At 38.9% G+C, this 13,399-nt stretch carries 11 protein-coding genes; 9 read left to right on the top strand and 2 right to left on the bottom strand.

The window, feature by feature from the left end; all coding sequences use genetic code 11:
- Positions 1-131: 131 nt before the first annotated feature.
- The 5 genes from sthA to CH364_RS17375 all read left to right on the top strand — a co-directional run bounded on the left by sthA (position 132) and on the right by CH364_RS17375 (position 5,370).
- Positions 132-1,535 (top strand): Si-specific NAD(P)(+) transhydrogenase, encoded by a 1,404-nt coding sequence (gene sthA / locus CH364_RS17400; protein WP_100744987.1) that lies wholly within the window; start codon positions 132-134, stop codon positions 1,533-1,535.
- Positions 1,536-1,658: 123 nt separating this feature from the next.
- On the top strand, positions 1,659-2,156 hold the full coding sequence (locus tag CH364_RS17395) for an RNA polymerase sigma factor (protein ID WP_100744988.1): 498 nt from the start codon (positions 1,659-1,661) through the stop codon (positions 2,154-2,156).
- Between the two features lie 5 nt (positions 2,157-2,161).
- Positions 2,162-3,199: a FecR domain-containing protein gene (locus tag CH364_RS17390; RefSeq protein WP_100744989.1), complete on the top strand. Its 1,038-nt coding sequence runs from the start codon at positions 2,162-2,164 to the stop codon at positions 3,197-3,199.
- Positions 3,200-3,278: 79 nt separating this feature from the next.
- Positions 3,279-3,824 (top strand): HAMP domain-containing protein, encoded by a 546-nt coding sequence (locus CH364_RS17385; protein WP_100744990.1) that lies wholly within the window; start codon positions 3,279-3,281, stop codon positions 3,822-3,824.
- An 808-nt stretch (positions 3,825-4,632) separates the two neighbouring features.
- Positions 4,633-5,370, top strand: coding sequence for a lysoplasmalogenase family protein (locus CH364_RS17375; protein ID WP_207762308.1), 738 nt, complete (start codon positions 4,633-4,635; stop codon positions 5,368-5,370).
- A gap of 47 nt (positions 5,371-5,417) precedes the next feature.
- Here CH364_RS17375 and CH364_RS17370 read toward each other — a convergent pair whose 3' ends face one another.
- Positions 5,418-6,269: a methylated-DNA--[protein]-cysteine S-methyltransferase gene (locus CH364_RS17370; protein WP_207762309.1), complete on the bottom strand. Its 852-nt coding sequence runs from the start codon at positions 6,267-6,269 to the stop codon at positions 5,418-5,420.
- 119 nt (positions 6,270-6,388) lie between these two features.
- On the opposite strand from CH364_RS17370, the gene hrpB reads away from it, so the two are divergent.
- The gene (gene hrpB, locus CH364_RS17365) at positions 6,389-8,854 is read left to right on the top strand and encodes an ATP-dependent helicase HrpB (RefSeq protein ID WP_100744993.1); all 2,466 of its coding nucleotides are present in this window, start codon (positions 6,389-6,391) and stop codon (positions 8,852-8,854) included.
- On the opposite strand, the gene CH364_RS17360 is transcribed toward hrpB, so the two are convergent.
- Positions 8,836-9,315 carry a hypothetical protein gene (locus CH364_RS17360; RefSeq protein ID WP_100744994.1) on the bottom strand — a complete coding sequence of 160 codons (480 nt, stop codon included), beginning with the start codon at positions 9,313-9,315 and terminating at the stop codon, positions 8,836-8,838. The genes hrpB and CH364_RS17360 overlap by 19 nt on opposite strands.
- Positions 9,316-9,398: 83 nt before the next feature.
- Between CH364_RS17360 and CH364_RS17355 the strand changes: the two genes are divergently transcribed.
- The 3 genes from CH364_RS17355 to CH364_RS17345 are packed head-to-tail and all read left to right on the top strand — an operon-like array spanning position 9,399 to position 13,341.
- Complete coding sequence (locus CH364_RS17355; protein ID WP_207762310.1) at positions 9,399-11,282, top strand: polysaccharide biosynthesis protein; 1,884 nt, start codon at positions 9,399-9,401, stop codon at positions 11,280-11,282.
- The gene (locus tag CH364_RS17350; RefSeq protein ID WP_100744995.1) at positions 11,279-11,737 is read left to right on the top strand and encodes a ClpXP protease specificity-enhancing factor SspB; all 459 of its coding nucleotides are present in this window, start codon (positions 11,279-11,281) and stop codon (positions 11,735-11,737) included. Before CH364_RS17355 ends, CH364_RS17350 begins: the two co-directional genes overlap by 4 nt.
- Entirely contained in the window at positions 11,734-13,341 is a 1,608-nt protein-coding gene (locus tag CH364_RS17345) for a permease (protein ID WP_100744996.1), read from the top strand. The genes CH364_RS17350 and CH364_RS17345 overlap by 4 nt, the downstream gene beginning before the upstream one ends.
- Positions 13,342-13,399 lie beyond the last annotated feature (58 nt).

The raw sequence follows: 13,399 nt of genomic DNA, 5'->3' as shown, positions 1-13,399 counted from the left end.
TTCAAAGCAAGGTTTTTTGTATTTCATGTAGTACTTTGTTAGGTGAAAAAGACAAAGAACGGGACTGTTGACTTGTATTGTCAATTTTTCCTTGCTATTTTTCATTTTGTTAGTATTGTTTTTTTTAGCAAATGTCCATCAATCGTTTTGATTTACTCGCCATCGGGGGCGGTCCTGCCGCACAAAAAGCTGCTATCCAAGCAAGCAAAATGGGAAAAAAAGCAGCCATTATTGAAAAAGACCCTTACTTGGGTGGAGGTTGTGTCCACTACGGTACCATCCCTTCCAAATCCTTACAAGAAACGAGTCGCTTCTATCGAAATTTAAAATTGTCCAATCTCCACGGTTTGCAATCGCCACAACCGGCAATGCTTACCTTACAGGAACTTATGTTTCGTGCGGGGACTGTGATTGAAAAAGAAGAAGACGTCACTCGGGAACAAATGATCCAAAACCGAGTCACAACTCTTACCGGTTGGGGAAAAATCGTGGATGCCAATCATGTAGAAGTCACAGACTCCGCAGGTAGAAAAAAAGTCTATGAAACCGAGAACATTCTTATTGCAACAGGTAGTAGTCCTCGTCGCCCCACAAACGAAAACATCCCTTTTGAAGATGGGTTAATCTACGACAGTGATGGTCTTTTTGCGATGAAAAAGATGCCCGCTTCATTGGCAGTGGTGGGTGCAGGAATCATTGGATCTGAATACGCCACAATTTTTGCCCATATCGGAGTGCGGGTCCATCTTTTTGATTCCCAAAGTCGCATCCTTGGTTTTTTAGATGAAGATGTATCGAGTGAAATGTCTCGTATCATGCAACAATCGGGAATTTCCATCCATGTGGATTCATCCATTACTAAATACAATAAACTTCCAAATGAAGAAGGATTCGAACTCACAACTAACAAAGGTGAAGTGGTACGAGTCAACCAAGTTCTCATCTCACGTGGTCGATTGGGGAATGTAGAAAATTTAGGATTAGAATCCGTTGGAATCGTTCCAAATGATCGAAAACAAATTTTGGTGAATGAAAACTATCAAACCAGTGTTCCAAATATTTATGCCTGTGGAGATGTCATTGGATTTCCTAGTTTAGCATCTGTTTCCATGTACCAAGGAGCTTATGTCGCAAAACATATGTTTGGCCATCCTTCTGTTCCTGTAGATGCCGAAGAATTTCCAATTGGAATTTATACTCTTCCAGAGATTGCAACCATTGGCCCAACAGAAGAAGCTCTCAAAGCTCGCGGAGTTTCTTATGGAGTGGGAATGGCAAAGTTTGACACCATCACACGTGCCCAAATCAGTGGGGACCAAGTCGGACTATTAAAAATTATTTTTGATAAAAAGTCCAGACGAGTTTTGGGAGTTCATATCATTTCCGATAAAGCCACTGAACTAATTGCTCTTGGACAATGTGTTGTAAATCTCAAAGCGCCCATTGAGTATTTCACCGAACACATTTTTAACTACCCGACTATGATTGGTGCTTATAAAAATGCTGCGAATGATGCCCTTTTAAGGGAAAAATAATCTGCTAACTTGAGAATCTGACCTGTCCCGTTTGTTTACTTTTATAGAGAGGAACGGGATTTTACTTGTCAGAGACTCGGTTTTACCAACACATACAAGATTGTGTCAGACAAAACTGTCTCTATGAGTCAAATCTACGAAAGAAGCCATAAACGTATTTATGACTTCCTTTACAAGTACACTCAAAATGCGGACACAGCAATGGATTTGATGCAAGACAGTTTCTTAAGTTTTCACAAACACTATGGAAATGCTGGCCTTTCGGAAGAGAAGTCCGTCATGGTTTTGTACACGATTGCTCGCAATTTATCTATCAATTATGCTAAAAAGTTTTCTACAACAAGAGAGATTGTCTCCGATGAGATCGAGTTTCATAGCCACAATCCAAAACTCGAAATCAAAGCCGAATACCAAGATTTAGAGGATAGACTCTATTCTTTTTTGGGAGAATTGTCGGAAGAAGAACGCTCTGCCTTGTTACTCAAAAATGTGGAAGGATTTCAGTTGGTGCAGATCGCTGAGGTCTTAGGTGTTTCGGTTTCTACCGCTTCTCGTTTGGTCATAAGAGCCACTGAGAAGGTGTTGGCCATAGCGAAAAGAGAAAATCTGGTACCGGATTAGAACCAATGAACGAATTTGATAAGCAACATACATTCGCTAAATGGGAAGAACTCCTAAGAAAACCCGCCAAAAAGACGGAATCTGTGGATTTTCCTTCCTGGGAGACTGTATCGAAACGTACCATCCGATTCGAATACACTCCAGAGCCAAAATCTTCCAACAATGTAATTTCTTTTTTCCGTAAACCTTTGGGACTTGCTTTCGTAGGAGGCTCTGTTTTATCATTAGCGGCAGCTCTTTTATTTGTATTTTTACTTAGCCCCAAAAAACAAAACCAATTGGAAGTGGCAGTCCCTTCCGCCAAAGAGTCCAAACCGATGGTCTCTCCTTTGAAAGTGCTTGTCTCTTCCGTAAAAGGAAAGGTTACCGTAATACCACAAGGAAGTTCCAGTCCTGTACCTCTTGTCAAACATTACCAATTGGCATCGGGAGACATTGTCATTACCGAAGGTACCTCTCAGATTGATTTGGATTTTGAAACTGGTTCTTGGATGCGGATTACTCCTAATTCAGAAGTAGCAATGGATGTGATTGAAAAAACAAACGATTCTCAATCTCAAAAATTCTCTGTGAAAAAAGGGAAGATCTTCGCTTCTGTTTCCAAACTTTCAAAAGATAGTCATTTTGTTGTCCAAGCAGGAGAACATCTTACGCAAGTTAGAGGGACCATTTTCAGTGTTCAGTTCGATGGACAGTCTGAAATCGTCGCCGTTCGGGAAGGATCTGTGGCAGTGGGAGATCTCATTCTTACTTCCAAACAACAAACAGTTGTCAAACTAGGAGAAACTTTTCCGGCCACAACTTCAACATTGTCTATGAAAGAAGATAAGGAACTCAAGGCATTCCAAACACAAACCATACTTGCTCGTGAGTCTATGCTATACGAAGAACATGCTCGATTAGAACTTGTACGATTGGAAGATGGAACAGAATACCGAGGAGTGATCCTTGGGCAATCAGAAACTCATCTTCACTTCCAAGGACTGGAAGGACTTATCGAAATCCCGATCCAAAAGATCTTAGAAACAGAAAAAATTCGTTAATTTCTATAAGTTTTTGACAATATTATCTTTTTCTGAGAAGGTCTTCCCTAACACCCTAGGGGAACACCTGAAGTAAGCCATGTCTCAAAATCACAAAAAGACCTTTCGTTTTCACTATCTTATCGATAAGGAATTTCAATTAAAGTTTTTAGCTCATTATTCTCTCTTATTTATATCTGGAGTACTTGTGACTTTGGGTTTTCTCTATTGGTTGAACCAAGCGAAATATGATGGAGGTGCTGTTTTTCGTCTTCGACAAGACGCTCAAACTGTTTTTTGGAAAGTGGAAAACGAGGATCCAGCTCCTGGTGAATCAAAAGAAAAATTTGTTCCTCGAGAGATTTATCTTCCGAACTACGACCACCAACTGAATATGTATACCATTCAATTTGATGCTGTAGTCACACTTTCCATTCTATATTTATTACTCATCACTGTATTTTCTGTATTTAAATCTCATAAAATGGCAGGACCCGTTTTTAGTATCAAACGATCCTTACAACGTATGGCATCTGGAGATCCCATTGAGACCATTCGCATTCGAAAAGGCGATGAATTCCAAGAACTCGTTGAAGTACTGAACGAAGTCATTCAAAAACGAGTGGGTAGTCCTGTTAAAAAGTAATATTGCTTAAATTATGTCTTATGATGCCCAAAGAGCCCACCTAAATGTGGATAGACTCGTGGGTTTTTCACACGCATATGTGATAGCAAATCCTAATTTGTAATTCTTTGTTTTGCTTCGTTCCCATTTCTAGTAGATCATTACGTGATGCATTGAGGCACTTCCGATAATATAGATTATGTCGCATAACAAACGATGGCTGGTTGTATAGAAAGGCACATAGGTAACACTTTAGATCACGCACATGGGTTACACATTATTTTCGAAATGGAATCACAGAATTCCATTGTTGTTGGCACATCCGGCAGTACCCACAGATAGAAAATTGGCTATTGATGCACAAGCAATACGATTTGTTCCATCGGCTACGAGTGCTTTGTAAGTGCTCGTACTACTAGAAGGTTTGTTTACACCAGAAGCGTATCATTGTTGTCTTTACCCTTTCCGCAAGTAACTCTGCACAAAATGTATAAGTGTGGTATACCACAAGAGAACAAACCAGATAATCTAAATCGGCTCGTTCGCATGTTTGATAAGACTGATTTGTTTTTGTGCATTGGCTCACAAAAAAACAATCAAATAGAAAAATATAAATCGAAGTATCACCACTGGTTCCTAGACAGACAATGTAAGTTTTTTCTTTTCTTTGAGGTATCATGTATGGCAAAGCAAGTCAATCAAAGTAACAGCCTACAATCATGATAATCCACATATTATTATGGAGTTAATCTCCTAAATTATTTCACAAAAGAATCATAAGAATTCAACTATCGTTTGCTTTTTCTGATTCAGGGTGGTAAGATACAGCATGGTATACTACTTAATTCTCACAACCATTCCTTTAGCAATCATCTCCGGCTTTTGTATTCATTGGTATACGATCCAAGGAGAGACAAATCCACTCAATCGATTAGAACATTCCAGAGGGGTTTATCTCGGATTTTCCTTTCAAATTCTGCTTTTTGCATGGTTATTATTTCAATTGGGTCATGCACGGTTTTCTTATCCTTTGTATGCGATTGGGTTTTCATTTTTAGGTGATTGGTTTAACCTCCAGTTCCCAATGGCCAAAAAGCAAATGGAAGATCCGGTCCTCGGTGGAATCTTTAGTTTTGCCATTGCTCAAGTTTTCTTTTTGTTATCCTTTTGGAAATTAACCACATGGAATGAAATCTACAATGGTGTTTTACCTTATGCCATCACTATCGTTTTATTAATTCTACCAGCGTTGATTTTTTATTTCCGAGTTTATAACCCCAATCGTTCCAAATGGGTAATGACTTCTGCCTTTGTATATGGGCTGGTTTTGTGTTTTTTTGTTTCCCTCTGTATTAACGCCTATTTGGTATTTGGTGGAGTTTGGATGTATTTAGCCATTGGTGCTGGTTTTTTCCTTCTTTCCGATGCTGTGATGGGAGAAACCACGATCAATGGTACAAGACACCCCAAATGGGAGTTCCAAGTTCCTTGGGTCACTTACCTCATAGCCCAAAGTTTTTTACTGGTAGGATTCTTTTTAGTCTCTCACACAAGACATTTGGCGTAAAACCAATATAAGGATCCATTTGATTTTTAAGAATATAATTTAAGTCGTTACGGCAATTCATTGTTTGGTGAAACAAGTTTAGACTGTTCCCAAGCAATGATCATTCGTTTCCGATTTGGATCCCACCTGTAGCCACCAAACAAACCTGAAGATTGGATTACACGATGGCATGGGATTAAATAAGCAATGGGATTCTTACCGATTGCCGTTCCCACTGCCCTTTGTGCAGACGTTTGTCCTATGGACTCCGCAATGTCTCCATAAGTACAAAGATTTCCCATTGGTATTTTTAATAAAGATTTCCAAACTTTAAATTGGAATTCGGTTCCATAAAGATAAAGTGGGATGGGCGTTTCTGGAATCACAAAATTTTGAAAGTAGTCTTTTAATTTTTGGTGTTCCTTTGATCCTCCTTCTTTCCAAATTGCATTCGGAAATTCTTTTTTTATATCAACAATCCCTTGGTCCAAGGAATCAATAAATTGAAGGGACTGGATTCCTCGTTCAGAAGAAACTAATAGAATTTCTCCAAACAAAGAAGTAAATACTTCGTATTGTAATACAATTCCTTCCCCTCCTTTTTTGAATTCACCAGGAGTCATGGCTTCCAATTTGACAAATAAATCATGTAATCGTCCAGTACTTGATAATCCGAGAGAATAGGTAGTGTCCAAAAGATTTTCCTCTTTTAGCAGTTGTTTGGCGTGAGATACAGTAACAAACTGTAAAAATTCTTTAGGTGATACGCCGGCCCAGGTCCGAAATACTTTTTGGAAATGAAAAGGACTTAAAGAAACTCTTTCTGCCAAAACTTCTAAATTCGGTTGTTCTTCAAAATGCTCCAGAACATATTCGATGGAGTTTTTAATGATTTCGTAGTGTTTGTGATTGGAATCCACAAGGAAATCTTAACGAATTCGATGGATGTTGGAAACCCGATTCTTGCGATTTCTTAAAATAAATTACAAATTGTTTGATTTTTTCATAAGGAAATCAACCCTCTTCTATAAGAATAAAAGTGTCACAACCTTTGGATCCATTCCCCGTACTCACCGCCTTACAATCTATTGTCGATTCGATCCAAACAAATCCGGTCACCATCCTGGATGCTCCTCCTGGTACAGGGAAAACCACAGCTCTCCCAACAGAACTTCTAAAAGCTGGCGTTTCCTCCGGGAAAAAAATTTGTATCTTAGAGCCTAGGAGAATTGCAGCTAAAAATGCCGCAAAAAGGATTAGCCAAACATTAAACGAAGACTTGGGAAATACGGTGGGATACCGAGTTCGTTTTGATTCTAAAATTGGGAAAAATACAAAAATTGAATTTGTGACCGATGGGATTTTAACAAAAATTTTATTGGCAGACCCTGAACTACAAGAATATGGACTGATTGTCTTTGATGAATTTCACGAAAGACGGATGGATTCTGATTTATGTTTTGCATTAGCCCGCCGAACCCAAGAGGTCTTTCGTAGTGATTTAAAACTACTTGTTATGTCTGCAACCCTGGAAGGTCAAAATTTTGATTCCATAGGGATCAAATCTAAACCCATTCATGTCAATGCCAACCCACATCCATTAGAAATTTTCTATATGGGTGATTCAAAAAAAAGACTAACAGAACGACTATTTGATTTAGTTCCCAAAGCCGTTGAACAAACAGAGGGTGATATTTTGGTTTTTTTATCTGGAAAAAAAGAAATCCAAAATCTTAGGAACCAATTGGAATCCATTCCTGGAATCAAATCAAACGCTGTTGTTTACGGTTTGTTTGGTGATATGGATTTATCAGACCAAGAAAAAATATTTTTACCTGCGCCTATTGGGAAAAAGAAAATCATTCTTTCTACAAATATAGCAGAGTCTTCTGTCACCATTCCTGGCGTTCGCGTTGTTTTTGATTCAGGTTATCACAAACATATTATTTTTGATTCAGAATCAGGTGTGTCCCATTTAGTCAAAGATCGGATTAGTTTGAGTAGCGCCAAACAACGAGCAGGTCGTGCTGCCAGAGAAGGAAAAGGTTTAGTATATCGGCTTTGGTTCCAAGAAGAGGAAAGTTCGTTTTTAGATCGAACCAAACCTGAAATTCTTTCTGGCGACATTGATCGTTTAGTTCTAGAAATTAAAGCTTGGGGAGAAGAAATCCATCAATTACCATTTTTGGATTCGCCAAACAAAGGATCAGTGATCCAAAGTACCAATCGATTAAAACTCCTAGGTTGTTTGGATAAAAATTCAAACCTTACCAATTTAGGAAAAGAATGTTTACGATACCCTCTCCCAATTCGATTAGGAAAAATTTTGGCAATTCTACCGAAAGACAAAGAAAATATCATTTCCGATATAGTCTCGTTAGTTGGGAAAGAAAGTTCAAGTATAGAAGGAAAAATTTTCCCTGATGAAAATTTACCTTCACTATTCCCTTTTGAATTACGTGGCGTTTATAATCAAATTTTGCGTATTTACAGGGAAAAAACGGATTTTTCTTCCCTTTCATTAGGACAAAATCGACTTTTTTATTTGGCATCTGGATTTCCGGATCGCATTGCAAAAGCAAAAGTTCCAGGGGAAAAAGATTTTAAACTTTCAAATGGTAAATTGGGAATTCTGAATACAACATCCATTCAAATACCAGAATATATTTTGGTGTTGGATACATTCTCATTCGGACAAGACCTTTACATAACTAACTATCTACCTCTGGACCTAAACCAAATTGAGAAATACTTTTTGGAACAAATACACACTAAAATTGTTTCGGGAAAACAGACCAACCAAAGAGGGGAATCTTTTCTTTTGGTGAAAGAAGAAAGAAGTCTTGGGGAATTGGTTTTGGATTCCAGAGAATCAAAAGAAGCGAATCCAACTTTACTCAGCTTGGCACTGGAAGAATACATTTCAAAGTCCAATGGGGAAGAAGATTGGTTCAAAGATTCTGAATTAAAACAATTTTATCACCGCGTGCGATTTTTGGTGAATTTTGGAGTTTTAGATCTCAATTTGGATCCATTCTATCTAAAACAAACCGCAAAGGAATGGTTGTTTCCTTTTATCAATTTTAATTCAGGAAAATTGGCCTTAGATAAACTCCCTTTTTATGAAGCATTTAAGGCCTATGTTGGTTATGAAAGATTGAGTTTGGTCAATTCCCAGGCACCCGTATCCATCAAAGTTCCTTCTGGTTCTCAAATCCAATTGAATTATGATGGTATTGAACCCGAACTACATGTCAAATTACAAGAGTTATTTGGTCTAAAGTCTCTACCGAAACTGGCCAACGGAAAAGTAAATATTCTCATTCATTTACTTTCTCCAGCACGCAGGCCTGTACAAATTACAAAAGATTTGGAAAGTTTTTGGAATCATGGTTACCATGAAGTCAAAAAAGAATTAAAAGGTAGATATCCAAAACATCCTTGGCCTGACAAACCATGGGAAGCGATTCCTACGAAACATTTGAATCACACCAAACGTTCGTAAGTGGAGACCCATCCTTTTTTATTTACAAAAAATTTGATCTGGCAATTAGGACAAAGATAATCCCCTGCTAATTTCCAACGCAGGAGTGTTTGGCATTCCGGACAGTGAACGGTTTTTTCCTCCGCTTTGGGAGTGAGTTCATTTGCAGGGGTTTCACTCATCATCTGGGATTCTAAAAAATGAATACAATCGGGTTCTGTGGAATGGAGAGGCAGTAAAACTGAGTTTTCATCTGATATGGCGAAAGACAGCCCAAACCCTGCCACTTTAGAGCCTGTTTCTTTGCAACGACCTACAATCTTTCTTAAAAATTCCCAACCTACTTCTGTGACCTCATCGACTTCCGAAAAATCAAGGCAAAAAAGAGAGGGGGAAAGAGTTTCCTCCTTCAATTTTAAATAAAGTTCAGAGCCAATTTCCGCAGAAAATGTTCCCGCTAGCCGGAAAAGAAGTGATTTCAAACAGGTTTTTCCTCTTTTCTATTCTTCGGAAAAGATTCTGTATTTACAAGGAATTTTGTTCCAAATACCCTTATTTATCAGATATGAAATCGATCCCGAGACGATACTGGGTTTTTCCTGTAGACATACTCTTTATGTTTTTGTCGTATTTTCTCGCACACCTAGTGCGTTTTGAAAACCTACGATTTTTAGATAGTTATCCTGACTTTTGGGTGTGTACTACCATCGTTGTTGTCTCAAGGAGCATCGTATTTTTGTTTTCGGGGATTTACCGGTCGTTATGGTCTTACGCCTCGTTACACGATCTTCTTTCCATCATCAAAGCCACAGTCCTTTCTTCCCTTGTTTCGACTCTCGCCCTTCTCTTCTACAATCGGTTCCACCAATTGTCTCGGATGGTACCCATTCTAGATACACTCATCCTCCTAGGATTTTTGTGTCTCAGAAGTTTGAGTTGGAGAATGCTTCGGGAACAAATTTTTAATTCTGACAAATCCAAACGAGGGACCCCCATTTTACTAGTCGGCGCAGGGAAATTAGGAAGTTCCTTCTTAACAGAGATTAGACGAAACGTTGACTTAGATTATCAACCCATTGGCTTTTTAGATGACAACCTATCGAAAAAAGGTGGTTACATCCAAGGAGTTCCGATCCTTGGTGCCACAGATGAGATTGGTAAAATTTTAGTTCGTTATGCTGTAAAAATAGTAATTATGACTGTCCCTCAACCTGATGGACGAGTTGTCAGCAAACTCATGAAAGAATGCGAAAGTGCCGGTGTGGATTTTAAAATCCTACCTACGTTTGGCGAATATCTTTCAGGCAAACCCAATATCACCCAACTCCGCGAAGTACAAGTAGAAGACCTTTTGGGAAGACCCACAGTGGATTTGGAAATTGAATCCATTCGTTCTTATTTAGAAAAAAAAGTAATCCTTGTAACGGGAGCTGGTGGTTCCATTGGTTCCGAAATTTGTCGTCAAGTGGCACTTTTTAAACCAAGTGTATTAGTGATTTTAGATGCCGCAGAAACTCCGTTATACGAGATAGATTACGAACTTAGAAAAAGTTTTTCAGATCTCAACATTGACATTCGACCAGTGATTGCCGATGTCAAAAATCTTTCACGGATTTCTGCTATTTTTGAAGAACATAGGCCATCTGTTGTATTCCATTCTGCGGCTTACAAACACGTTCCTATGATGGAAATCAATCCTTCTGAAGCTGTGTTAAATAATGTAATGGGAACTAAAAACGTTGCTGACGTTTGTCGCCTTATTGGTGTAGAACGATTTGTTTTGATTTCCACTGACAAAGCGGTAAACCCTGTCAATGTGATGGGTGCGTCCAAACGAGCTGCAGAAATTTACCTCCAACATATTTCGCAAAATTCACGAACAAAATTCATTACCGTTCGATTTGGTAACGTTCTTGGATCCAACGGGAGTGTCATCCCTCGTTTCCGAGAGCAAATCAAACGCGGTGGGCCCGTCACTGTTACACATCCCGATGTCATTCGTTACTTCATGACAATACCAGAAGCCACACAACTCGTGTTACAAGCAGGAAGTATGGGCGAACACGGCGAAATTTTTATTTTGGATATGGGAGAACCAGTCAAAATTCTTTCCCTTGCCGAAGAGATGATTCGTTTATCAGGTTACACCCCGCACAAAGACATCAAAATAGAATTTTCTGGATTACGCCCAGGGGAAAAGTTATATGAAGAACTCCTTCTCAACCAAGAAGGAATCAAAAAAACCCACCATCCAAAAATTCGAATTGCTGCTCCTTTAGAAAATTATAATCTTCTCCTATTTCAAAATAAGTTAAACCGATTGTTCTCTCTTGCAAAAGCTAACAAAAATAGAGAACTTTTCGCAGCTTTTAAAGAAATTATACCAGAATACAAAATCCACGATGAATACATCGAGTGGGAAACTTCACATGGCAAAAGGAATTTATGAGCGAAAAACTCACCGAGGAAGAAATCACAACATTACGTGAGTTTAAAAGAGATTTATTCAATCTCTATTGGGAAAGATTTGGTGTATTTTACATTCATGTAATGCCACATCCTAAATTAGAAATTGGCAAACGTGGATTACTCAATGCAGAAAAAGAATCTGGCATCGTACTTGTATTTGGTGACAAAGCGGTAAAAGTATTAGATAGCAAACCAGATTATTTATTTGCTGAACTTCAGTTTGGATCTGCTTGGGAACCTACGATGATACCTTGGGATGCTGTGTTTCGTATTTACGATAAATTTCAAAATTCGGCAACACAACTTCGATTTTTACAAGTAGAAACAACTGCAACGCAAGAAGAGAATGTTTCGAAACCCAAGGTAACCAAACCTGAAGTGAGTGGAGATGGGAATGTGATTCGGGTTGATTTTGGAGGGAAACGGAACGAATGAATTTTTTTACCATCACAAGAGGTGATTTAGACGGATTTTTTGGTCTCATGGTAGACAACCTCATCCAACTTTTAGTACTTTCTGCCCTTTGTTTGGGAGTATGTGGTTTCCCTCTCGCTTTTATCACTGCTGTGGTTTTACCAGGTGCCGCAGTATCTCTGTTAGTTGGGAATGTATTTTACGCCTGGCAGGCCTGGAAATTGGGCCAAAAAACCCACCGCACAGACGTTACAGCAATTCCTTACGGAATTAATACCGTTTCTCTTTTTGCATTTGTATTTTTTGTGATGTTTCCTACTTACCAAGCGACTGGGAATTATGTAGCCGCCTGGAAAGCAGGTCTTTTAGTTTCTTTCATATCGGGTTGTATTGAAGTCATTGGTTCTTTTGTAGCCGCAAAAATTCGCTTATACACTCCCAGGGCGGCCTTACTTTCTGCTTTAGCAGGGATCGCGATCACTTTTATTTCAATGGATTTTTTACTCCGCACTTTTGAAAGACCCATTATCGCCTTTATTCCGCTAGGTATCATTTTATTACAATACTTTGGGAAGGTACGTTTCCCATTTGGAATCCCAGGAGGTCTTACTTCAGTATTACTTGGGATTTTGTTATCATATCTTTCCTCTTTTTGGGGAGATCCCATTTACCAACCTGGTGCGATTGAAAATGGATTACAAACAATAGGATTTTATTTCCCACAACTTTCTATTAGTCCTCTCATCGAAACATTAACTTACGCCAATATCAAAGCCTATTTTTCTGTGATCCTACCTATGGGAATTTTTAATGTCATTGGTTCATTACAAAACATTGAATCGGCAGAAGCATCTGGTGATAGTTTTGATACAAAAACTTCCTTACTTGTGAATGGACTTGGAACCCTTGCTGGTACCGCATTCGGTTCTCCTTTTCCCACAACCATTTACATTGGTCATCCTGGCTGGAAAGCACTTGGCGCAAAACATAGTTATTCTGTACTGTCTGGAATTTTTATGACTGTGGTGAGTTTGTTTGGACTTATGGGACTCATCCAAGCACTCATTCCTGTGGAAGCAGGAATGGCTATCGTACTTTGGATTGGAATTGTAATTACAAGCCAAGCCTTCCAAGCGATTCCCCGACATCATTCTCCTGCAGTTGTGGTTGGGTTATTACCGGCGTTTGCCGGTTGGGCAGTCCTTATCATTCAAAATGTGTTTATCTTTTTGGATGGAAAATTACAAACCACCTTGCAGGAATTAGGTGTAAAGCAAGTGGTTCATTTTTCATTATCTGACCTCCCTCCTCATCTGAACTTTCTCCCGTATGCTTTGAGTGGAGTGCTTTCATTATCACAAGGATTTCTCATCACTTCAATGATCTGGTCGGCGATGGTTGTATTTATCCTAGAAAGAGAATGGAATAAAGCAGCAATTTGGGCGGGCGTTGCCACTGTCCTTTCTGCCATTGGATGGATTCATTCTTACGAACTACAAGGGAATGCCATTTTAAATCGGTTCACCGAACTTGCGAGTTGGGATTTTCCAATAGCTTATTTATCCCTTGCGACCCTATTTTTACTCGTCCAGTTCCTTGGTCCCAAAGAAAAACAAACAAAATGAAAGCATTAATTTGCTTGTAATCTCAAACCTAAACAAGTACTGTTTTAGTCTAATGAAC

The organism is Leptospira harrisiae (assembly GCF_002811945.1).
Lineage (GTDB): Bacteria > Spirochaetota > Leptospiria > Leptospirales > Leptospiraceae > Leptospira_A > Leptospira_A harrisiae.
Note: the sequence above shows the minus strand (reverse complement) of the source record. Positions and strands in the feature narration are given on the sequence as shown.

Excerpts from the sequence above, each read along its gene's own strand:
- CH364_RS17345 (WP_100744996.1), top strand. The coding sequence starts at position 11,734 with ATGAATTTTTTTACCATCACAAGAGGTGATTTAGACGGATTTTTTGGT.
- CH364_RS17350 (WP_100744995.1), top strand. The coding sequence starts at position 11,279 with ATGAGCGAAAAACTCACCGAGGAAGAAATCACAACATTACGTGAGTTT.
- CH364_RS17390 (WP_100744989.1), top strand. The coding sequence starts at position 2,162 with ATGAACGAATTTGATAAGCAACATACATTCGCTAAATGGGAAGAACTC.
- sthA (WP_100744987.1), top strand. The coding sequence starts at position 132 with ATGTCCATCAATCGTTTTGATTTACTCGCCATCGGGGGCGGTCCTGCC.
- CH364_RS17355 (WP_207762310.1), top strand. The coding sequence starts at position 9,399 with ATGAAATCGATCCCGAGACGATACTGGGTTTTTCCTGTAGACATACTC.
- CH364_RS17375 (WP_207762308.1), top strand. The coding sequence starts at position 4,633 with ATGGTATACTACTTAATTCTCACAACCATTCCTTTAGCAATCATCTCC.
- CH364_RS17385 (WP_100744990.1), top strand. The coding sequence starts at position 3,279 with ATGTCTCAAAATCACAAAAAGACCTTTCGTTTTCACTATCTTATCGAT.
- CH364_RS17395 (WP_100744988.1), top strand. The coding sequence starts at position 1,659 with ATGAGTCAAATCTACGAAAGAAGCCATAAACGTATTTATGACTTCCTT.